Annotated in this window: 20 protein-coding genes; 5 read left to right on the forward strand and 15 right to left on the reverse strand. The window is 48.7% G+C overall.

The features are described 5' to 3' along the window. Window positions 1–3: 3 nt before the first annotated feature. The 6 genes from NWE96_05230 to NWE96_05255 form a co-directional block, all read right to left on the reverse strand. Window positions 4–1,038 carry an isocitrate/isopropylmalate dehydrogenase family protein gene (locus NWE96_05230; protein ID MCW3983380.1) on the reverse strand — a complete coding sequence of 345 codons (1,035 nt, stop codon included), beginning with the start codon at window positions 1,036–1,038 and terminating at the stop codon, window positions 4–6. Next, window positions 1,035–1,538 carry a 3-isopropylmalate dehydratase small subunit gene (locus NWE96_05235; GenBank protein ID MCW3983381.1) on the reverse strand — a complete coding sequence of 168 codons (504 nt, stop codon included), beginning with the start codon at window positions 1,536–1,538 and terminating at the stop codon, window positions 1,035–1,037. Before NWE96_05235 ends, NWE96_05230 begins: the two co-directional genes overlap by 4 nt. Beyond that, complete coding sequence (locus tag NWE96_05240) at window positions 1,538–2,800, reverse strand: 3-isopropylmalate dehydratase large subunit (protein MCW3983382.1); 1,263 nt, start codon at window positions 2,798–2,800, stop codon at window positions 1,538–1,540. Before NWE96_05240 ends, NWE96_05235 begins: the two co-directional genes overlap by 1 nt. Before the next feature lie 97 nt (window positions 2,801–2,897). Then, a complete protein-coding gene (gene ilvN / locus NWE96_05245) occupies window positions 2,898–3,410 on the reverse strand; it encodes an acetolactate synthase small subunit (GenBank protein MCW3983383.1) in 513 nt (170 codons plus the stop codon). Further along, on the reverse strand, window positions 3,410–5,116 hold the full coding sequence (gene ilvB / locus NWE96_05250; protein ID MCW3983384.1) for a biosynthetic-type acetolactate synthase large subunit: 1,707 nt from the start codon (window positions 5,114–5,116) through the stop codon (window positions 3,410–3,412). Before ilvB ends, ilvN begins: the two co-directional genes overlap by 1 nt. Before the next feature lie 505 nt (window positions 5,117–5,621). Beyond that, window positions 5,622–9,971: an AAA domain-containing protein gene (locus tag NWE96_05255; GenBank protein ID MCW3983385.1), complete on the reverse strand. Its 4,350-nt coding sequence runs from the start codon at window positions 9,969–9,971 to the stop codon at window positions 5,622–5,624. Between the two features lie 161 nt (window positions 9,972–10,132). Here NWE96_05255 and NWE96_05260 point away from each other — a divergent pair, with 161 nt between their 5' ends. Beyond that, on the forward strand, window positions 10,133–10,702 hold the full coding sequence (locus NWE96_05260) for a hypothetical protein (GenBank protein ID MCW3983386.1): 570 nt from the start codon (window positions 10,133–10,135) through the stop codon (window positions 10,700–10,702). Window positions 10,703–10,706: 4 nt separating this feature from the next. Here NWE96_05260 and NWE96_05265 read toward each other — a convergent pair whose 3' ends face one another. Continuing rightward, on the reverse strand, window positions 10,707–10,832 hold the full coding sequence (locus NWE96_05265) for a hypothetical protein (protein ID MCW3983387.1): 126 nt from the start codon (window positions 10,830–10,832) through the stop codon (window positions 10,707–10,709). 174 nt (window positions 10,833–11,006) lie between these two features. On the opposite strand from NWE96_05265, the gene NWE96_05270 reads away from it, so the two are divergent. After that, window positions 11,007–11,165, forward strand: a complete 159-nt coding sequence (locus NWE96_05270) for a hypothetical protein (protein MCW3983388.1) — start codon at window positions 11,007–11,009, stop codon at window positions 11,163–11,165. 3 nt (window positions 11,166–11,168) lie between these two features. Here NWE96_05270 and NWE96_05275 read toward each other — a convergent pair whose 3' ends face one another. The 6 genes from NWE96_05275 to NWE96_05300 form a co-directional block, all read right to left on the reverse strand. Continuing rightward, complete coding sequence (locus NWE96_05275) at window positions 11,169–12,323, reverse strand: M20/M25/M40 family metallo-hydrolase (protein ID MCW3983389.1); 1,155 nt, start codon at window positions 12,321–12,323, stop codon at window positions 11,169–11,171. Beyond that, the gene (locus NWE96_05280; GenBank protein ID MCW3983390.1) at window positions 12,289–13,485 is read right to left on the reverse strand and encodes an acetylornithine/succinylornithine family transaminase; all 1,197 of its coding nucleotides are present in this window, start codon (window positions 13,483–13,485) and stop codon (window positions 12,289–12,291) included. The genes NWE96_05275 and NWE96_05280 overlap by 35 nt, the downstream gene beginning before the upstream one ends. Before the next feature lie 10 nt (window positions 13,486–13,495). Then, the gene (locus NWE96_05285; GenBank protein MCW3983391.1) at window positions 13,496–14,302 is read right to left on the reverse strand and encodes a [LysW]-aminoadipate/[LysW]-glutamate kinase; all 807 of its coding nucleotides are present in this window, start codon (window positions 14,300–14,302) and stop codon (window positions 13,496–13,498) included. 8 nt (window positions 14,303–14,310) lie between these two features. Further along, window positions 14,311–15,360 carry an N-acetyl-gamma-glutamyl-phosphate reductase gene (argC, locus tag NWE96_05290; protein MCW3983392.1) on the reverse strand — a complete coding sequence of 350 codons (1,050 nt, stop codon included), beginning with the start codon at window positions 15,358–15,360 and terminating at the stop codon, window positions 14,311–14,313. Window positions 15,361–15,391: 31 nt separating this feature from the next. Next, on the reverse strand, window positions 15,392–16,576 hold the full coding sequence (locus NWE96_05295; protein MCW3983393.1) for a hypothetical protein: 1,185 nt from the start codon (window positions 16,574–16,576) through the stop codon (window positions 15,392–15,394). A gap of 82 nt (window positions 16,577–16,658) precedes the next feature. Beyond that, window positions 16,659–16,868 (reverse strand): lysine biosynthesis protein LysW, encoded by a 210-nt coding sequence (locus NWE96_05300; protein MCW3983394.1) that lies wholly within the window; start codon window positions 16,866–16,868, stop codon window positions 16,659–16,661. 251 nt (window positions 16,869–17,119) lie between these two features. Here NWE96_05300 and NWE96_05305 point away from each other — a divergent pair, with 251 nt between their 5' ends. After that, window positions 17,120–17,530, forward strand: a complete 411-nt coding sequence (locus NWE96_05305; GenBank protein MCW3983395.1) for an Lrp/AsnC family transcriptional regulator — start codon at window positions 17,120–17,122, stop codon at window positions 17,528–17,530. On the opposite strand, the gene NWE96_05310 is transcribed toward NWE96_05305, so the two are convergent. Then, window positions 17,531–17,983, reverse strand: coding sequence for a DUF523 domain-containing protein (locus NWE96_05310; GenBank protein ID MCW3983396.1), 453 nt, complete (start codon window positions 17,981–17,983; stop codon window positions 17,531–17,533). A 107-nt stretch (window positions 17,984–18,090) separates the two neighbouring features. Here NWE96_05310 and NWE96_05315 point away from each other — a divergent pair, with 107 nt between their 5' ends. Continuing rightward, window positions 18,091–18,270, forward strand: a complete 180-nt coding sequence (locus NWE96_05315) for a CooT family nickel-binding protein (protein MCW3983397.1) — start codon at window positions 18,091–18,093, stop codon at window positions 18,268–18,270. Between the two features lie 287 nt (window positions 18,271–18,557). After that, on the forward strand, window positions 18,558–19,478 hold the full coding sequence (locus tag NWE96_05320) for a hypothetical protein (protein MCW3983398.1): 921 nt from the start codon (window positions 18,558–18,560) through the stop codon (window positions 19,476–19,478). Between the two features lie 75 nt (window positions 19,479–19,553). On the opposite strand, the gene NWE96_05325 is transcribed toward NWE96_05320, so the two are convergent. Continuing rightward, window positions 19,554–19,985, reverse strand: coding sequence for a hypothetical protein (locus NWE96_05325; GenBank protein MCW3983399.1), 432 nt, complete (start codon window positions 19,983–19,985; stop codon window positions 19,554–19,556). Window positions 19,986–20,086 lie beyond the last annotated feature (101 nt).

Below are 20,086 nucleotides of genomic sequence, written 5' to 3' on the forward strand. Positions count from 1 at the left end.
AGGTCAACTTTTAGCCGTTAAGGCTGCGGCTATGGCTTCCGCCATGCCCAGAGTTGTGGTTTTACCGCCGCAGTCACCAACAGATTGACCATTCTTCAACGCGTAGATTACTCCGTTTTCTATAGCTTTTGCTGCCTTAATGCATTTAGGATCGCTGTATTTTTCTCCCAACCACTCCAGCATCATCTGTCCAGATAGAATCATGCTTAGTGGGTTTGCGGTGTGTTTGCCTGCGCGGTTTGGTGCAGAGCCGTGGATGGGTTCGAATAATGCAAAGTTGTCGCCGATGTTTGCGCCTGGAGCCATGCCTAAGCCGCCGATGAGTTGCGCTGCTTCGTCAGAGAGGATGTCGCCGAACATGTTGCATGTGCAGAGCACGTCGAAGAATTGGGGTTCTTTGATTAACCGCATGGATGCGGCGTCAACGTATAACTCGTTGAAGGCTATGTCTGGGTATTGTTTGGCGACTTCACGGCATACATCGCGGAATAAGCCGTCAGTTACGCGCATGACGTTGGCTTTGTGGATGGCGGTTACGCGTTTTTTGCCGTTGCGTAGGCGTGCCATTTCGAATGCTTTTTTGGCTATGCGTTCGCTGTTTCTGCGGGTTATGACTCTTAAGCAGAGGGTGGTGTCTTCGCCGATTTTGAATTCTAAGCCTTTGTAGACGTCTTCGGTGTTTTCGCGTACGAATAGCATGTCGATGTCTGGGCGTGCAACTGGCACCGCGGGATACGCCTTCAACGGACGCAAGTTAGCGTAGAGGTCAAACATGTAGCGTAGTTTAACGATGACGTCTGCGGCTGATTCACCGACTGGACCCTTCATGCATGCGTGGCTGTTCTTGATAACCTCTACAGTTTCTGCGGGTAATGCGTTACCGAGGGTTTCAAGGGCTATGTCGCCTGCTGGGCACTCCATGATTTTGAATTTTAAACCGAATTCTTTCTCTACGCCCTTTAGGACTATAACGGTTGCTTCGGATAGTTCTGGTCCGATTCCGTCGCCTGGAATTAAGGATATTTTGTATTCAGTCATTTCTTATTCATTCTCCTACGTAAATTCTCAATTAATCCGCCGTCCGCTAAGATTTCGAGTATGAAAGGCGGCAGCTTCTCAACCTGGAACTTTTTGCCGTTAGAGACGTTCTCGATCCTGCCGGCTTCAAAGTCCACAGCTAATTCGTCGCCATTCTTAACCGCACTTGATATGCCTTTGCATTCAATTACAGGTAAACCGATGTTGATTGCATTACGGAAAAAGATACGAGCAAACGATTCAGCGATGACACATTTGACGCCAGAGTACTTCAACGCCAGAGGTGCCTGTTCACGGCTAGAGCCGCAGCCAAAGTTTTTGCCGCCGATCAAGATGATGCCCTGTTTGGCTTTTTCGACAAATTGAGTGTCCAAACCTTCCAGTGCATGCTTCGCTAAGTCGTAGGGATCTACTAGGATTAGATATTTGCCGGGTAAGATGACGTCGGTGTCGATGTTGTTGCCGAAGACTACGGCTTTGGCTTTGATTTTGCTGTCCATTATGCTTTAACCTCTCTTGGGTTAGTGATTTTCCCTGTCAATGCGGATGCCGCTACTGTTGCGGGTGAGGCTAAGTAGACGTTGGCTTGGGTGCTGCCCATTCTGCCGATGAAGTTGCGGTTGCTTGTTGCGACACAGGTCTCGCCCGCTGCCAGCAAGCCGATGTGGCCGCCTAAGCAGGGTCCGCATGCGCTGCCGCATACGATTGCGCCTGCATCGGTGAAGATTTTCAGTAAACCTGCTTGGTCTGCCTGTTTCCAGACTTCTTGCGATGCTGGGATTACCAGTGCGCGAACGCCTTCTTTGACTTTCTTGCCTTTCATAACTTTCGCTGCCACCTGCAGGTCTTCTAATCTGCCGTTAGTACAGCTGCCGATGAATGCCTGATCTACTGGGACGTCGCCGACTTCGCTGACTGGTTTAACGTTATCTACTGAACTGGGGCATGCTACTTGTGGCTCCATCTTGGAGACGTCGAATTCGACGGTGCGCTCGTATTCTGCGTCTTTGTCGCTCTGCAGTGTTTCTAGGTTTGGCATTTTTTTGACTCTGCCCGCTAAGAATTCAGCGGTGGTTTCGTCGGGTGCGATTATGCCGTTTTTGGCGCCCATCTCAACCGCCATGTTGCAGAGGGTCATTCTGCCTGCGTTGCTCATGGCTTTGATGGTTGGGCCTGTGAATTCGGCTGCTCGGTATATGGCGCCGTCTACGCTTAGGTTGCCGATGATGTTTAGGATTAGGTCTTTAGGTGTGACGTATTTTTGGAATTTTCCTTTTACGTTGACTTTGATGGTTGGGGGAACTTTAAACCAGATTTTTCCTGTTGCCATAACTGCGGCTGCTTCTGTACTGCCGATGCCTGTGGCGAAGGCTCCGAATGCACCGTAGGTGCATGTGTGGCTGTCTGCGCCGACGATGACGTTGCCGGGGGTGACGTGGCCGTTTTCTGGCATGACTTGGTGGCAGATTCCGCCTCTGCCGACTTCGTAGAAGGTGAGGTTTTGTGTTTTGGCGAAGTTGCGCATGGTTTTGTGTAGTTCCGCTGCTTTCACGGATTCAGCGGGCACTTGGTGGTCCAGAATCACCACTACTTTTTTGTTATCCCAAACTTTTGGGGTGCCTATTTTTTTGAAGGCTTCCACAGCTAAAGGTCCAGTTAAATCATGCACCATGACCATGTCGACGTTGGCGTCGACGATTTCGCCTGGGTGCACGGTTTTTTTGCCTGCTGCTTTAGCTAATATTTTTTCTGTTATGTTCATTTTTCTTCTCTTTTCCTACAATTAATCAAGTTTAACGTAAGATATTGGCAAATTCTAAAGAAGGGACGTTTAAGTATTTCCACTATGGATGCAGTGTTTATCCGTCGATTCTTATGGATTTTGTGCCTCGTGCCAATGCGGTGATGCCTGTGCGTGCGAGTTCGATGATGCCGAAGGTTTTCATCAGGTTTAGGAAAGCGTCGATTTTGTCTGGGGTGCCGGTGATTTCCACGGTTAAGCTGTCGAAGGATACGTCGATGATTCTGCCTCGGAAGACGTCTACGAAGTTGATGATGTCGCTGCGTTCTTTTGCGTCTTTTACTCCGACTTTAATGAGGGAGAGTTCACGCATGACAAAGTTGCCGTATTCGAGTTCTCCGACTTTTAGGACGTCGATTTGCTTAGCGACTTGCTTGACAACTTGGTCAAGGGTTTTTTCGTCCCCGTTCACAGTTATGGTCATGCGCGCTATGTCTGGTTGTTCGGTTGGGCCGACAGTGATGGATTCGATGTTGAAGTTGCGGCGACGGAACAAGTTGGCAATCATATGCAAGACACCGGGTTTGTTTTCGACTAGGACGGATATGACTTTGGTTTTTCCAGCTTGCATTAGTAGTCACCTCTCTGTTGGGGTAAACCGCAGCCCGGCGGCACAAACGGAACCACATCCGTCTCTGAACCGATAGGCACATCGATTACCGTTGTTACTTTACTGGATAGTGCGGTCTTAACTGCTTTTTGGAACTCCGCTATGCTGCCAACTCGGAATCCTTGTGCTCCGTATGCTTCAGCTAATTTGACGAAGTCAGGGGTTTTGCCCAAGTTCACTGCCATATATCTGCGGTCGTAGAGGGTTCTCTGCCACTGCGCCACCATACCCAAGACACTGTTGTTTAGGACTATTACGGTGACGGGGATGTCTTCAGCGACGCTACAGGCGAGTTCCTGCTCAGTCATGATGAAGCTACCGTCTCCTGCGATGTCCACAACGGGACGGTTGGGGCATGCGACTTTGGCGCCTAACGCTGCAGGGAAACCGAAACCCATGGTTCCCAATCCTCCGCTGCTGATGAATGTTCGTGGCTTTAGTGCTTTGAAGTAGAGTGCACTCCACATCTGGTTTTGGCCGACTTCAGTTGTGACTATGCCGTTTTCTGGTAGCAGTTCACGTAACGCCATAAGCAAGTGTTTGGGCACAACTTCCCGTGGGCGATCCTTTAGTAAGGGGCTTAATTTTTCTTTAACTTCCTTAACACGCTTGGTCCATGCTGCACCTTCGCCCTTCGCCAGTTTCTTGGTGGTGGCTTTCAGAAGCATCTGCATAGACTTCTTTGCGTCTGCAACGATGGGAACGTCCACTTCGATGTTCTTGTTTATTTCCGCGTTATCGATTTCTAGATGAATCTTTTTTGCGTTAGGCGCAAACGTGTCGAGGTTTGCGGTTGCGCGATCGCTGAATCTGGTGCCGACTGCTAAGAGCACATCTGCTTCACCCATCAGTCGGTTAGCTGCGGGGTTGCCGTGCATGCCGATACTGCCCAATGACAAAGGATGAGTTTCAGGGAAGACACCTTTACCCATAAAGGTGGTTGCAACGGGCGCCATAAGCAAATCTGACATCTGCATGATTTCGTCGGAGACACCTGCAGTTATAGCTCCGCCACCCGCCAAAATAATTGGGTACTCTGCTTTGGAGAGCAGTTTAGCGGCTTCGCTAATTTTAGCTGGATCTGGGTCGCCTGGCAGCTTGTAGCCTCGGGCGTCGATTTTGTCGGTGAATTCAACTTCTGCGATACCTGCTTGAACGTTCTTGGGTAAGTCGATTAGGACTGGACCAGGTCTGCCAGTAGTAGCTAGATAAAACGCACTTTTGACGGCGACTGGAATTTCGTTAACCGTGCGGGGTTGATAGCTATATTTTGTGATGGCTGTGGTTATGCCGATTATGTCTGCTTCTTGGAAAGCGTCGCGTCCAATCATGTAGCTAGTGTTGACACCTGTGGAGGGCACTTGCCCTGTTAGGGCGATGATGGGTGAGGAGTCCATGTATGCGTTGGCGATGCCTGTTACGAGGTTGGTTGCTCCGGGGCCTGAGGTTGCCATGCACACGCCTGCGCGTCCGCTGGCTTTGGCGTAGCCTTCGGCGGCGTGGGCTGCACACTGTTCATGTCGTGAGAGGATGTGGCGGATTTTCTTGTTAGTGCAGAGTGCATCGTATACTGGGAGTATGGCGCCGCCTAAGATGCCGAAGATCACGTTACATTTTTCTCGTTCAAGGGATTCTAGTAGTGCCTGTGCACCGCTCATTTGAGTCATATCTACACATGGTCTCCTTGTAGGTTTATGCTCTCGTCTAAACAGATATTTGTCTGCGAGAATTTTGTGGATGATTTAGAGGGTTGCCTGGATGGGTTAGAAGAATTGTACCCGTCGATCCCAGCTATTGAGGTGACGATCCCTCATGTTCATGCCTCTTGAAACTCCACGTACCTAAAAGGGTAGACACCGAGCTAATAAAAAGATTGTGGTGTAACTGTGGCTTGTTGACACCAAAAAGGCAACAAAAAACATGCCAAGATTGCCTCCACTTGAATGTTTATTGGTTAAAAGCTGCAGATTAAACACTGATAAATCATCAGAGTTAAAAAGAAGCAACTCTAACAAGAGATAATGCGACCCAAAAAATCTATTACAATAAGCTGCTTCTCCGTCGCTTTTTTCGCAGCATTTACGATCCTCGGCTTGTCCTTCGCACTGTGGCAGGCTACTTTTTGGCACTCTTCATTGGAATATACCGTTTCAAAAGAATTAAACAGGACGTTTAATTTGCTGATTTAGTGTAAACTTCCACCTTAACCGGGGCGGCCTCAGCGCCAAGAAACTCCGCTAACGTCCCAGCCCACTTCGGTTTCGAATTAGCTGTGAAGCCGACGGTTTCTGAAATTCCCCGCCACAGCAGTGCCTTGTCGTAGTCGCGGGCATCTTGTGGCATAAACTCGAAAATCGATCGGCTAGCCACAATCACCAGCTTCTTCTTCATGCGGCTGATGGCGACGTTAATGCGGTTCAGGTTGAGGAGAAATTCGCTTTCGCTCCGAACATAGTCGGGGTCGCTTACACAGGTAGAAATTATGATGAAGTCTGCTTCGCCGCCCTGGTAACGCTCCACCGTGTCCACTCGAACGTCCTTGCAGGCGTCGCTGAGCATGTTTTTGAGCAAACCCTTCTGCGCGTTGTGAGGTGTGATTACTCCGATGCTTTCAGACTGGGCGCTTTCTACTAAGGCTTTAACTATCGCTGCCTCCGTAAGGTTTGATTGGAAACTCTCTGCTTCATCATGAACAACAAGCACAAAGATACTCTCAGGCTCCAACGCCACACCTAAACCGCCCGTCTTAGCCTTCACGGGAGAGATAGTCTCCTTCTGTTCAGAGCGGAAATCAATCGCATCCTTCTCATACACCCACTCACGCAAGAACTCAGCGACAACTGAGTGGCAACGGTGGCTTTCACAGAGCCGCACAGCAGGGATGGCGGCAGGATTTCGGCATTTAATCCTCTCCAACCCCAACTCCTCGTTACGCAGCAACCGTAAGAAATCCATCGCTGAGAGGAAAGACGCCATTTCTTCGAGTGTGCGGCGGTCTTCTTTTTCCCAGTTATGCGCCACAATCGGCGGTAGTTGGCGGTGGTCGCCTGCGACGAGGATTTGGCTGTTTTTGGTTAGGAAGCTGCCTGAGAGGATAAGTTCGGGCAGTCGCATCATGCTGGCTTCGTCTACGACTAGCAGGTCAAAGAAGCCTTCGCCCCAAGGCGGCTCCTTGTCGCCAATCTTCTTCATCAACCCATACAAACCAGGAGGAGTTAAACAGAGAACCAAGGGCGCCCCAACCGCGTCGGGTGACATCAAAGTTGACTGGTTCATGAGGCAGTCTGCGACTTCTTTGACGGTTTCGGGGTCTTCGTTGTAGTTGAAGTATTTTACGCCTTCAAGCGGAGGAGTTAACGCTGTGTCGCTACTTAGCACGCGGTAAATTTTTAGGTTTTTAAGGTCTCTGCCGCCTTGAATGGTGTATTCTTGCCAGCATCGGGCGAGTTTGGCGACGAATTCTTGGATGGCTTTGTGTGTGGGGGCAACCATGAGGACGCGGCAGCGGGATTTCGCGCGGTGGGCAGCTATGTGGGCCAGGACTGCCAACTGGAGAGTTTCTGTTTTTCCTGTTCCAGGAGGACCCTGCAACATCACAATCGGTTCCTGCCCAAAGACTTGGTCAACCATCCTCTTCTGCTCACTTTTGGGTTGCAGACTCCGCTTTTCTACCCAACTCAAAAACTGCGCAGCCCCCTCTTTTGAGAGCGGAGTGTGGTTGCCGCCGCATGTTTTGCCTGCCAAATAATCCGCCAGCAAACAGTACAACACATTGTTGGCAGCGTAGTCGAGGCATTTGGCGGCTCTATCAGAGATTATGTCGTCAGCCAATTCGTCCAAGATGTAGTAGCGTCCAGCCTCGAAGAGCTGCAAGAATTTGTTCTGGGCAGCTTTTTCTGGGTCAGTTGTTGGTAGGTTGTGCCATGCGCTGTATTTGCTGCCTTTACCCCGAGGCCAACTGACCACCTTAACAACAACTTCAAGTTTGGTTACATCAACCTTATCGACGATGGCACGGGCTGATTTCTCTACTTCGGCGGGTGAGTGCTTCTCGGTTTCCTCAAACTGCCCCTGTCCGTTACGGTGCAACTCGGTGACGACCATCCAGTCTCCTGAACTGGAGCCATCAGAACCTTTCACTCGGCAGGCGTTGGCGACACATTCAGCTTTGGGCAACCCTATGCCTTCATAGACTAGTTTGCCTCGGACGATAAAGTCATGTTCTAATTCATCGACTCGAGTACACTGGAAAATCAGCGAACGCCCAGAAGCCACCCGCTGATATGGCAACATCGCGTAGTGCTGGTACATTTCTTGTCGTTTAGAGAAGTATTCTAAGTCGAGAAATTCTCGACAACTGCGTTCCAATGTGGCGTCGCCGAGTGTGAACTCTGAGATTTTGGGGATGTCGATGGGTTTTTTGCCTAAGCGTCGGTTGCGGATTGTCATTGAGCGCTCTATTTGTTCTATGGCTTGGCAGATTTTGGTTCCCATCAAGTTGAGTTCTTCGTCGGTTATGCGGCGGGTTTTCTGGTTATAATCGCACCATTTACGTTTGTCAAGAAGAATCTTGGCTGGACCTTTAACTTGTTCAAAGTTATCAAGACGCCCCTTAGCCCCCCAGATGTATTCGATGGGTATCTGGTCGCCGAAGCGGGCGCGAGCAGGATAGTAACCGTCGTTTGCGCCTTCTTTTAGGAAAGCCATTGTGCCATCGGGGTTTCTGCGGAATGGCAATGCGTAATTGAACAATCCATCGCGGAAAACCATGGCTAAATCAACTGTGCTGCCGTCTTTGCGTGTGGCTCGCCATTGCTGGCGGTCATAGTAGTTGGATTGTTCAAGAATCGGCAATAACCCTGAACTGTGGAATCGGAGGGCTTTACGGTGAACGACTTCGTCTTGAATGATTGAAAACATGGGTTGATCGATGGCTTGCCTTAACCCCAAAAGGTCCCGAACCGCCCGTGCACTGATCAGTGTCGGTTGGCGGCAGACCGCTTTCATTAAGACGTCGCGTTCTTGGCGACTGAAGAAGTAAAGGTGGATTGGAGCTTGATCTGGGCTTCCCACAGAGTTGGCGACTTCAGTTATTGCGCGGGTCAGGTCTTTGAAGAATGCTTCCATGAGGGCTTTTTCTTCGTCAAGGCATTGGTGGCGGTCGTCTGGGAGGCTGCCTATGACGTGGGAGACGGTTTGGGGTTTGCCTCTGTAGCGGGTGCAGCTGACTTTGGCGCTTAACATCGACACCACATCTAGCATGTAGTCCCATTCGACGAAGAGGTAGATGCGAATCATGCCGTCAGGGCTGTAAAGCAACGGCGAATCGATGCCTGCAGATGGGCTATCTTCGGGGAGCCCGCCATACCCTGTACCTGTCAACCAAGGCATCCAGCGGCTTTTGCTCGCGTGGGGGCTGTTGGGTCTGATGCCGCCGAGCATGTATTGGGCTCGCTGAATCAGCCAGTCAAGTTTCGCCCCGATTATGGGGTCAGTTGACAACTCATGCACTTTTTTTGCGTCTTTGGGTGGGATGGTTTTGAAGTCGTAGGGCTTCAGGTTGGCGGTGTCGATTACAGGTTTGAGCCGTGCTAAATCCTCCAACTTTGTAATTCCATGGTTCCTAAGGGCTTTCTGCTCTCCTCGACTCAGATTAAGCAGTGCGATGCTTTCGTTTTCTACGGCGCAGACGATGCAGCATTCGTTGAAGCCGCAGTTGTCACATCGCCAACAAAGCTGGTACTCGACTTTCTCAATTGGGGTTTCGTGTATGCGGTTTAGTTCCCCGTTTTTGGATAGCAACCGCTCGACGTCTTGAATGAGGGGGCTTAGTTTAAATTTTGGGAGGTTATCGGGGTGGAGGTTTTCAAGGCTGGTCTCGCGGTTGATTACTCCGCCCTCCAACTCGACTTTTGATAGTAAACTGCCCAGTTCTCGTCTGAGCAGCAGAATGTATATGGCTACTTGGATGCGGTGTGCGGTTTGTTCTTTCCATGACGATTTTAACTCGAAAATTCGGATTTTCAGTTTGCCATCTTTAAGTGGCCAAATCGCGATTAAATCAGCTATGCCTTTAACGTCCCAAACACCTATTGGGCCTTTCATGGGTACCTGATAGAGTAGAAGCGGCTTGCCGTCTGCTTTCTCTCCTTCTTCGATTTGGTGTTCAATTATGTATCGTAAGTTGTCCATGGAGTCTTTGGCTTTTTCCCAACCGTTTTTGCCATGATGTTTAGGGTCGTAGATTGTGAAATCGAGGTATTTTGCGGCTTTTTCTTTGAGTTCAGCTACCTTTTTTTCTTCCAGTGCTTTGCCAGTGCCGTAGAGCAGGGGGCTGATGGGTTTGAAGGCTTCAGGCCAGACGCGTTTGCGGACTTCTTTGCCTTCGAATTTTAGTTTGAAGAATCGGGGGCAACAGTTGAAGCGGATGTACTCAGCAATTCCTGAAGCGGTTAAGGTTCCCTCAGGTTCCTCTTCGCTGTCGTCATCTGGTACTTCGGTGATGAAATCGTCGCTTAACATTGTCGCCTCCTCACTGATGCCTGAACTTGTTTTCTTTAACCCGTGTGGAGCCTTTTGTATTTACCGTTAATTCACAACCAAACACGACCTGCAACAGATGACGCTGTAAGTGTTTTGGGGAAAATTTATTGTTAACAAAGGCTCTATTGATGCGACGAAACATGCCCAAAAACGAGAGAGACACAAAGCAGTCTACGCTAGATAAACTACCTGAGCGCCCAAAAGACGCGCTTGAAATCATCAAAGCCACCCCAGACCCCATAGACATAACACAGATACAAGCCACCACAAAAGAAGAGGACGAGTTAGCGGTTAAAATCTCGTTTAAGCTGCCCCCAAAAAAAGCGTTCTCAAGGGTGAAGGCGAATTTGTGGTTTGATGGGCACCAAATCAGCTCGGTTGCTATTCGGATACTGCAGGGACCGTTGGCAACGGAGGAATCTGAGTTCTCAGCGGTTTTGGATATGCGGGGTGTAGCGGCGGGGAAGCATGTGGTCACGGTTGAGATGTTTGGGCTGTGGGATTTAAATGAAAAACTCAGCCGCGCTTTGAAGGAGACAACGATTAATTATGTACCTCAAACTCGAATGTCACGACTCGTTAAAGTACCAACCGTGAAAAGTGTGGCGGGGGCAGATTTGGCTGTGTTTTCAAAAACAGAAAGCAGTCTCTACGAAGGAATCGCAGAAAATCAAAAGAAAGAGCAGCTAAGTAAAAGGGATAGCTGGTAAGCTACTATCGTTTCTTACCTTTTGGCGGAAGCTGGTTTAACATTGCTTTTTTTGCTGCTTCTTTTTCCCGTTTAGCTTTCTTTTCCTGTTCTTTGCGGGTGTTGATGTTTTTCCTTTTCATTGTGCCCATTTTAGCCATCTCAAATAAAAAATTAAAGGGTCAGCGTGCACTAAAATGTTGCCCTTTTTCTGGGGCAAAAAACAAAAGTCACACAAAATCCTAAATCTTCTCTTGCGTCCAAAAAGTCCTTTGCGTGAGGAATGCTTATCAAAATGCGCCACTTATGTTTATCTTGGTGCTAAGGTGCCGACTAGAACTCTGCTCTGTGGATGCGTTTATGAAGAAAACGACTGGATGCTCGTTCGCGTTAAAGAATGCGAAAAACACCATAAAGCAAGAAACAGAAAAGTAGAGTACCGCCCCAAAGCTGAATGTAACCGCAACGACACCCGAGGAGAATAAGCCCTACTTGCTGGTTTCGCCATTGTCAGCGGCTGGGTTGCCGTTTTTGTTATTATGTAACTCCGACAATCTTAAGATTGTATCTTTGTAGACTGCTATCGCATTTAAGTAATCATTGATTTCTATGTGTTCGTCTATGGTATGGTCGAGGTGGGAGTCACCGGGGCCGTATGTGACGATTGGGATGTTCATGGCTTTTCCGAGGATGTTCATGTCGCCTGTGCCTGTTTTGCGTAGGAGTGTTGCGGGTTTGTTGAGGACTTTACGCACCGAAGAAGACAGCACATGCACAAGTGGCGAGGACTTGTTTGCTTCAAACGGTTCTACAGTGTCGAGTACGGTGGCTTTGATTCCGACTTTTGGGTTTGCGTTCTGGTAGCTGGCGATTATCTTCATCATCTTTTCGTAGACTTGGGTTGTGGTGTATTGTATTGGAACGCGTATGTCGAGGTTCATTTCTGTTTCGAAGGGTATAACCGAGTTACCTCTGCCGCCAACCATACGAACCAAGCAGACTGTAATCGCTGTGAAGGGGGTTTCCTGTGGTTCAATCGAGGGGTAAGTGCAGGCAGCTTTAATTTTCTCCCAAAGCTCATAGGCCTTCTCTAATGCATTGTCAAAGAGCCACGGTGTCGAGGAGTGACCCGTTTCAGTTTTGACGACAAGCTTTAGCTGGATTTGTCCTTTGAAGCCGATGGTTATGTTTTCGACTCCGCTGGGTTCACCGAATATCGCGTAGTGTGCGTCGATGCCTTGAGTTATGAGGTGGCGGACTCCTTTGCTTGTGGCTTCTTCTTCGACGACGCTTGCTATGAGAATTTTCCCCTTAAAGGTGGGGTCTTTACCTGCCTGCGCGGCAGCCATAATCATGGCGGCGAGTGGTCCTTTGGCGTCAACTGCGCCTCGGGCGTAGATTTTGCCTTCTTCCAGTCGCAACGGAACATGCCCTGCTACGGTGTCCATGTGACCGCAGAGCAAGATGACGGGTTCACCTTTGCCGACGACGCCGATGACGTTGCCGATGCTGTCTATGCCGACTTCGAAGCCCATGCGCTTCATTTCGGAAGCTACAAAGTTGGCAACATCTTGCTCTTTGCCGCTGGGGCTGTAGATACCCAGCAGGTTAGTTAGGAACCGAACTGCTGCTTGCTCGCTCAATTTCTTCTTCTCCTAATGCTTCATCTAAAACTGTCACGGCTCGGTCAATCTGGGGCTTAGTTATAACCAGAGGGGGGAGTAAGCGCACGACGGTTCTGCCTGCGTCGATGACTAAAACGCCTTTGTTGAGTGCCTTTTGGATTACGCCGTAAACATCGTAGCGTAACTCCATGCCAAGCATCAAGCCTAAACCGCGGACTTCCTTGATTATCTTATGCTTCTCAGCTAAGCCTTCCAGTTGGGTTTTGAAGTATTTACCGTTTAAGGCAGCTTTGTCGGCGAGTTTCTCCTCCATCAAAGCGTCGATGGCGGCGCAGCCTGCAGCGCAAACCAGAGGGCTCCCGCTGAAAGTAGTAGTGTGCTCACCCAGCTTCAGTGACGCCATAATGGTGTCTTTTGCGACGGTTATGCCGATGGGTAACCCACCTGCAAAAGGCTTAGCTAAACACATGATATCGGGTGTGACGCCCCAGTTTTCGCCACCGAACAATTTGCCCGTGCGCCCAAAGCTGCTTTGGACTTCGTCAAAGATGAGTAGGACGCCGCGTTTGTTGCAGATTTCACGGACCTCTTGGAAGTAGCCGTTTGGGGGCACACGAATGCCGCCTTCGCCTCGCACAGGCTCCAAGATGACGGCGGCGGTTTTCTCTGTGATTGCCTCTGCAATTTTTGCGGCGTTGTCTGGCGCAACATGCTTAACATCTGGGATAAGCGGCATGAAGGGTTCACGGTATTTCTTGTCCCAAGTCGCCGACAATGCCCCCATGGTTTTGCCATGGTAAGAACCCATCACCGCAATGATTTCGGTTTTAGCTGTAGCTTTGCGAGCTAACTTCAGAGCACACTCTACGGATTCGGCTCCACTGTTAGATAGAAACGCTTTGTTGAGCCCTTTTGGGGTGATTTTGATGAGTTTGTCGATGAATTCAGCGCGTTTGTCGTTGTAGTAGCAACTGTGGCAGGTTATGAGTTGCTCAGATTGAGCTTTGATGGCTTCAACGATTTTTGGGTGACAATGCCCCAATGCGGCGACACCGTAGCTGCTTGAGCAATCCACGTATTCCTTGCCGTTTATGTCCCAGACCAAGGCGCCTTTGCCATGGGTTATGACGACGGGTTTCTTAGCGAACACGTTAGCCAGATAGCAATCTTCAGTTTCCATTATTTCAGTTTCATTCACTCGTGATCACGGTACCAGTTTGGTGATTTAGTACTGAGGTGATGGGTTGCTTAGCGGTTCCAGAAGTAACCAACACTTCTTTGACGCCTTGATTGAGTGCTTCGAGACCCGCGTGGACTTTGGTGCTCATGCCGCCGCCGATTTTGCTGAGGACTTCTTTTACTTCTGTCGCGGCGATTTTAGGCACACGTTCCCCTTTTAGAATTAAGCCTTCGACGTCGGTAAGTAAGATGAGTTTGTCTGCTTTGAGTGCACCTGCAACGATGGCTGCGGTTCGGTCGCCGTCCACGTTTAAGGGTTCGCAGTCTTGACTAAGAGCAATCGGTGTCACAATCGGCACATAGCCCTTCTCAAGCAGCAAACCGAGCAACTCAGTGTTCACTTGGGTAATTTTGCCTGTGTAGCCGCCGTCGATTACTTTTTTGCGGCCTCGCTCGTCTACAGCGATGAGTTTGGTTTTGCGCTCAGCCCTTAAAATGGCAGCGTCAAGACCGCTTAAACCGACGGCAGATATGCCTTGGCTTTGCAGTGCAAGAACGATTTGTTTGTTCATTTTGCCTGCCATAACCATGGTGTAGATTTCGATGGTTTCTTTGTCGGTGTAGCGACTACGGAACCCCTCAGGCGACATGATGAACTTCTGCTCTTTGCCCAGCTTCGAGGCGATTTCGGTGACTTCTGCGCCGCCGCCGTGTACCAAAACAACTTTGTGCTGTTTGGCAACTTCTTTGAGGTCAGCTACGAGGTCGCTTGAGGCGCCTTCTTTTAGGATGCTTCCACCCATCTTAATAACAAGCAACATACCTATCACATCGGGTGGAACCCAGTGCTCTTAAGGCCTGTGGTTTCGTCAATTCCCATCATAACGTTTAGGCACTGCACACCCTGTCCCGCTGCACCTTTAACCATGTTGTCCAATGCTGAGAACATTATGAGGCGATTGGCGTGTTCGTCGATTTCGAAGCCCACGTCGCAGAAGTTGGTGCCTGTGGTGATTTTGGGGTCAGGTAACTGGTAGGGGCCTTTTAGGTATTTTACGAGGCGAATGAATGGTTCGTTTCCGTACATGCCGCGTAGTGCTTTCCAGAGGTCTTTGCTTGCGATTGGCTGCTTGGGGAAAGTGTGGATAGTTGCCAATATGCCGCGCACCATGTTAACCGCGTGGGGGGTGAAGGAGATTTTCACTTGCCCGCCTAGAGGTGCGAGTTCTTGTTCGACTTCTGCTATGTGGCGGTGCCCAACGACTTTGTAGGGTCGGACGCCTCCGAAGCGTTCAGGGTGGTGCGAAGCAATGGTGGGTTTGCTGCCGCCGCCTGAGGACCCGACTTTGAGGTCGACGACGATTTTGTTTTCATCAATCAATCCCGCTTTTACTATTGGAGCTAAGCCGAGGATTGCGGCTGTGGCTTCGCAACCGGGGCACGCGACAAGTTTAGCTTTCTTGATTTCTTCCCGATGTAACTCAGGCAAACCGTAAGCGGCTTCCTTGAGCATCTCTTGGTGACCATGCGTCCAGCCGTAGTATTTTTCGTAGTCGGCTGGATTTTTTAAGCGAAAGTCAGCGCTCATGTCAATAACTTTTAAGCCTGCCTCAAGCAACTTCGGAACCAAGTTCACTGAGCCGCCATGTGGGGTAGCTGTGAAGACTAAATCGCAGTTTTTCTGTAGTTCAGTCATGTCTTGGGGAACAAACTTGAGTTGTGTCATGCCTCTGAGGTTTGGGTGCACGTTGAAGACGTATTCGCCTGCGCTTTGGCGTGAAGTAACCATCGTTACCTCAACCTCTGGGTGTAGAAGTAGCAGTCTTAATAGTTCGCTTCCAACGTATCCTGAACCGCCGATTATTCCAACTTTCATTTTCTGTATCCTCTTTTCACTATTTGTTTGATTAATGGTCGATTAGGCTAACTGCACCCTTAAGCAACGGCTCCGCCACGTTAAGCCCCGTTGCCAGCCGAGTGTTTTCCCAGAATTCTGGGCACGAATTTGACTCGTGAAACACAAGGGCGTCTTGATTGTTTTGTAGGCTCTCTTCGATTATGTTTTTAATGTTTTCGTAAGCTGACGTAGCTCGGTAGGTTTTAAACGCGGCTTCGAGTTTTTTGTTCCAGCCTTCAAAGTCTGTTAGGCGGGTTTCGTCTTTTTTGACTTTCTGTACATCCAGCCAAGCCTGTGCAGCCGAATCAAGCTGACCTTTGAGGTATGCTTCGTCAGCGTTTTTGTTTTCTTTAACGTCAACCATGGCGTCTAAAGCGAAAATCCAAGCGTCCGATCCTGCGCCAAGGGTTTTGCCGCATTTAACCGCCAACTGCTGCACACTCAGCGGCAACTTAGCGTGAAAAACCAAGTTGCCAAGAAACGTGTTGGTGCGGAAATCTTTGAAGCCCGCCCGAGCCATCGAAGTGTGATAGCAGACGGGTTCCTTGCCCTTCTCTTTAGAGACAATTATGCGTAAGTCGTAGAACCATTTCTCAACCAGTTCCTGTGCGACTACACCGATAGGGTTGATGATACCTGGTTTGGTTTCTTTGATGTTTGCTTCCAATTCAGCGCGGTTCTGGGAGAGCATAATCATTTTGCCATGCGTCCCCGCATCCGCCTTGATCACAATGCCGTCTGAAAGCGGAATTTCCGCCTCAAAGAGGTCAGCGATGTCTTTTTCATTGTGGATTTCTTTGCCGTTCTTCATGACGTCGGTTGCATCGCAGGGCACAAAGACAGTTTTGGGAATGGGAAGCCCCTCCTTATGCAAGTTCAGAAGGGTGCGGAGTTTGCTGTAGCAGACGAACTCAATTTGGGAGGAGTTTAGGGTTTTTTTCCCCAAGGCTTCCATTATGTAGGATGCTTGGAGACGGCGGTTTTTGCTCTGTGCACGGTTAAGGACGACTTTGGTGTCTTGAAAGGTTTGGGTGTAGTCTTTACCTTTGGTTTTAGCTGAGAAGCCGTCTTTGCCGATGGACAGAGCGATTTTTCGGAAGGGAATAAAGGTTAGGTCTATGCCGAGTTGTTGAGCGGTGAGCTTTATGCCGTTTTCGTCGTTTTCCGAACGTTCATAAAGAAGTGCAATGCTCATCGCCTACCGCTTCCATGAAAAAATTATTTTTGCCTTAAAAGGGTGGTTCAAATAAGGGAGTCAAAGTGGAGGTGGATACGGCTTATTCGCCCCAGTCTTCGCCTTCAATAGTGAGTTCTTGAAGGTCTACGCATCCGCCTTTAACCTGTTTAACCTCGAGCTCGAGTCCACAGCCTGGGCAGCTTAGGATTTCGCCTTTTTCTGTATCAGATGGGACATCGAGGTCTGCGTCGCAGTCGGGGCATTTTGCGGTGAATGCTTTCATTTCGGTTTGGTTTGCTTGTTTAATCATTTTTTGTTCGTCACTTTATTTTTTTGTTTGGAAATGTCATTGTGAATATTTCGGGTATCTTTTAAACCTTGTGACGAATTTGTTACAACTTGGGGTTGTAATGTTCCATTTTGTACATGTGTTCATGGGCTAAAAGTGCCAAAATAACTAAAAACAATGCACTTGATGGACGAAAAACGTATCTCTACTTCAAATTAAAGTATGGAAAACGTTAAATTCACACTAACACAATAACCAGACGGCTGAAACGCATGGACGAGAAAGACAAACAAATCATAAAAACCCTAAAAGACGACGCCCGAGCAGGCTACGCCGACATCGGAAGCAAAATCGGCCTCTCCGAAGGCGCCGTACGTAAAAGAATCAAAACCCTCACCGACGAAGGCGTCATCCGCAAATTCACGGTCAAAGTCAACGTCGCAGAAGGCGCCCAAGCCATCACTCTACTGGCAACTAACCCCGCTTACCCAACATTGGAAGTATCCAAAAAAATCCAAACCCTCCCCAACGTGGAAACCATCTACGAAGTCACAGGAGAATACGACATAGTCGCCGTCATCACAGGCATGAACGTCACCGAAGTCAACGAATGCATAGAGAAAATCCGCCGCGTCGAAGGCATCATGAAAACCAACACCATGATCGTACTAAGAAGCTGGTGACTAAACTTTTTCTCCAGCTTTCACGCAACTAACTTTTAAGCCGTTTTTCTTGAGCAAAGCAGCAGTTACGCCGTCGCCCGCCTTGAATTTTTCTTTGAAGGTGCCGTCGAAGATTTTTCCGCACCCGCAAGAGGGACTTTTCTCGATTAACAGTGCTTCTTTTGCCCCTACTGCTTGGCCTATTTGCAGGGCTCGCTTGGCACCCTCTACGAATTGAACAGTAACATCAACACCTTCCATGTTCATCACCTTGGCTTTGCCCTCAAGCACATCCCAACCGTCACCGCCCACAATTTCCGCTGGCACACGGGGAACCGACAAGCCGCCGAGAACTTCGGGACAAACAGGAAACAACTCCCCCCTGAGAAACTCTTCTCGAAGTTTAGGATTTAGCCAGTTTTTTGCTTCAAAGTTGCAGTTGACGCCCAAGAGACAGGCACTAACGAGTTTCATACTCTAACAGTTGTGGTTGCAGCTTATAGGTTTAGTTTCATTCTATTTGGTGGCTTTTCAGTGTAATTGCTTATAACCTTGAAGTAGTGGTTCTATTCTGATGTCTCATGTGTGAATTTAATGTAATCTTAAACGGCAAAGTCCAAGCCAAAGATGTAATCTACGCCAAAATTGAGGGCGGCAAAGTAGTCGTAAAGGATATTATGGGTGAACCCAAAGAGTTTGCAGGCTACAAGATTGTAGAGGTGGACGTGCCCAACGCCCGATTGGTTTTGCAACAAGCATAACTACATTGACTTCTATTTTTAATTAACCATAGACGTAAGCTCTTGGCACGTAGAGAACCCAACCATTTTCGATTCTATATATAATGGAGTGGAGAGAGACGGCAAAGCAGCATTGTTCAAAGTATGTTAAATTTGGTTTAAGCGCTTGTTTGCTCCAGTTTTCTCATTATCTGTGTTTCTTGAGCGGGTGTCATTCAACCTTTTTGTTTTTGCAACCAAAACTTAGCTTATTATGCAAAACTTTATAACCGCGCCGAGCGTTTTGAGTTCTAAAAAGGTAGAAGCAAATGAAATTCGGCACATACATGTTTGAAGCAAAGAAAGTTCCAGGCTTCGACTTTGACCTTTTCCGCGTTAAACCTGAAGTCGGAAGACGATTACCCCCCAAAGCAGATATGTACAGCAACGTAGCAATCTTCGGCGACAACGTCACAGCACGCCTCCACCCAGACTGGATCAGCCAAAGCGACCTTGGTCCAGCATGGAGAACCAACGACAACTTTAACGTCCGCTGGGAAGTCCTCTGCCAAACACAACCTGAACACAGAGCCGAACAACTCGACTACATGGAAGACGTAGCACGCAAAAGCCAAGGTGTCTGGCTAAACAGCATCCACTTCGCAGAACACGGTCACTGCACCTGCCCACGCTGCAAAGAACTCCACGCAAAAAGCGGCTTATCATGGTATGAATGGAGACGAAAAGAAGTCACAGACTACATGGCAGCAACAAGCGACCGCGTAATCAACAAAGCCAAAAAACCACTCTACATCGGTATCCTGCCAGACCCAGTCACAAACTATGAACGCTTCGGCGTCTGGTTCGACGATTTGCTCCCGCTCACAACCGAAATGTTCGTCGTCATGTTCAGCAAGAACTACGCTACACCCTGGTACTGGGAAATGCTCACACGCAACTTCAAGAAACTCTTCAAAGACGTCAAGCTAAACATCGCACTCTACGTCATTGGCCCCGGCGACGACCCACGTGAAACACCAACCCCAAGCGAACTCCTCACAGTTTCAGTCCGCATGGCACGCGCAGGCGCTGACGGTTTACTATACCTCACAGACAAAGCAGCACAGATGCAAGAATTCCAGAAGGCAGCAATCGCTCAGAAAGAAACACGCGAACGTCTGAAAACCTACGGCGGCAAAGCAGGCCAAGAAGTCCTAGACTTAGTTACAAGCTGGGAAAAACTCTTCTAAAAATTTGGAATTAGCTACGGCAGTCAACACTTTGCGGTTGAAAGCCAAGCTGAATTTTTTTATTCTTTTATCTCTTTAGTGGATGTAGCCGAGGTTTTGTTTTTGGGATTCGTTGATTTCCTTCATCGATTCGTATTGTGCTTCGATGAGGATTTTTAGTGCGTCGATGTTCTTTTTTATGTCTTCTAGTTCGACTCCACTTTGTAGGACGCCTGATTTGACGAGTTGGTCTTTTATGTTGTCGACGGAGACTTCTAGAACTTTTACTTTGAACGCGAAAATCTGTAGGGAATAGAGCAGGCTTAGCTGCGAGTTAAGGTGCTCAAGGCGGTCAAGCTCTAAGGTTTTTTTAACAAATGCTTTAATTTTCTGCTCTTCCGTTGCTTCAGGCGACTGCTGAAGCTTTTCGTAAATCGCTGACTGCTTCCATACTGCTTCTTTGGTTTCATCCGCGCTTTTTTGGATTCGTTTAGCGGTTTTATCGAGCATCTCTAAGACTTCATCCAAGGTAAATCGTCCTCCCTCAACAGAGGTTACTTCATTTCAGCAACAACTATCCGACCAATTATATAAGCTGAATCATAATTTCCAAATAGCCTTATTCTAAG

Source organism: Candidatus Bathyarchaeota archaeon (genome assembly GCA_026014685.1).
Lineage (GTDB): Archaea > Thermoproteota > Bathyarchaeia > Bathyarchaeales > Bathycorpusculaceae > Bathycorpusculum.

What these genes read in the sequence shown, in the direction of transcription:
- ilvB (MCW3983384.1), bottom strand. Translation starts at nt 5,116, where the DNA reads ATGACTCAAATGAGCGGTGCACAGGCACTACTAGAATCCCTTGAACGA.
- NWE96_05320 (MCW3983398.1), top strand. Translation starts at nt 18,558, where the DNA reads ATGAAATTCGGCACATACATGTTTGAAGCAAAGAAAGTTCCAGGCTTC.
- NWE96_05265 (MCW3983387.1), bottom strand. Translation starts at nt 10,832, where the DNA reads ATGGGCACAATGAAAAGGAAAAACATCAACACCCGCAAAGAACAGGAA.
- NWE96_05240 (MCW3983382.1), bottom strand. Translation starts at nt 2,800, where the DNA reads ATGAACATAACAGAAAAAATATTAGCTAAAGCAGCAGGCAAAAAAACC.
- NWE96_05305 (MCW3983395.1), top strand. Translation starts at nt 17,120, where the DNA reads ATGGACGAGAAAGACAAACAAATCATAAAAACCCTAAAAGACGACGCC.
- argC (MCW3983392.1), bottom strand. Translation starts at nt 15,360, where the DNA reads ATGAAAGTTGGAATAATCGGCGGTTCAGGATACGTTGGAAGCGAACTA.
- NWE96_05315 (MCW3983397.1), top strand. Translation starts at nt 18,091, where the DNA reads ATGTGTGAATTTAATGTAATCTTAAACGGCAAAGTCCAAGCCAAAGAT.
- NWE96_05235 (MCW3983381.1), bottom strand. Translation starts at nt 1,538, where the DNA reads ATGGACAGCAAAATCAAAGCCAAAGCCGTAGTCTTCGGCAACAACATC.
- NWE96_05295 (MCW3983393.1), bottom strand. Translation starts at nt 16,576, where the DNA reads ATGAGCATTGCACTTCTTTATGAACGTTCGGAAAACGACGAAAACGGC.
- NWE96_05230 (MCW3983380.1), bottom strand. Translation starts at nt 1,038, where the DNA reads ATGACTGAATACAAAATATCCTTAATTCCAGGCGACGGAATCGGACCA.
- NWE96_05310 (MCW3983396.1), bottom strand. Translation starts at nt 17,983, where the DNA reads ATGAAACTCGTTAGTGCCTGTCTCTTGGGCGTCAACTGCAACTTTGAA.
- ilvN (MCW3983383.1), bottom strand. Translation starts at nt 3,410, where the DNA reads ATGCAAGCTGGAAAAACCAAAGTCATATCCGTCCTAGTCGAAAACAAA.
- NWE96_05280 (MCW3983390.1), bottom strand. Translation starts at nt 13,485, where the DNA reads ATGGAAACTGAAGATTGCTATCTGGCTAACGTGTTCGCTAAGAAACCC.
- NWE96_05300 (MCW3983394.1), bottom strand. Translation starts at nt 16,868, where the DNA reads ATGATTAAACAAGCAAACCAAACCGAAATGAAAGCATTCACCGCAAAA.
- NWE96_05255 (MCW3983385.1), bottom strand. Translation starts at nt 9,971, where the DNA reads ATGTTAAGCGACGATTTCATCACCGAAGTACCAGATGACGACAGCGAA.
- NWE96_05260 (MCW3983386.1), top strand. Translation starts at nt 10,133, where the DNA reads ATGCCCAAAAACGAGAGAGACACAAAGCAGTCTACGCTAGATAAACTA.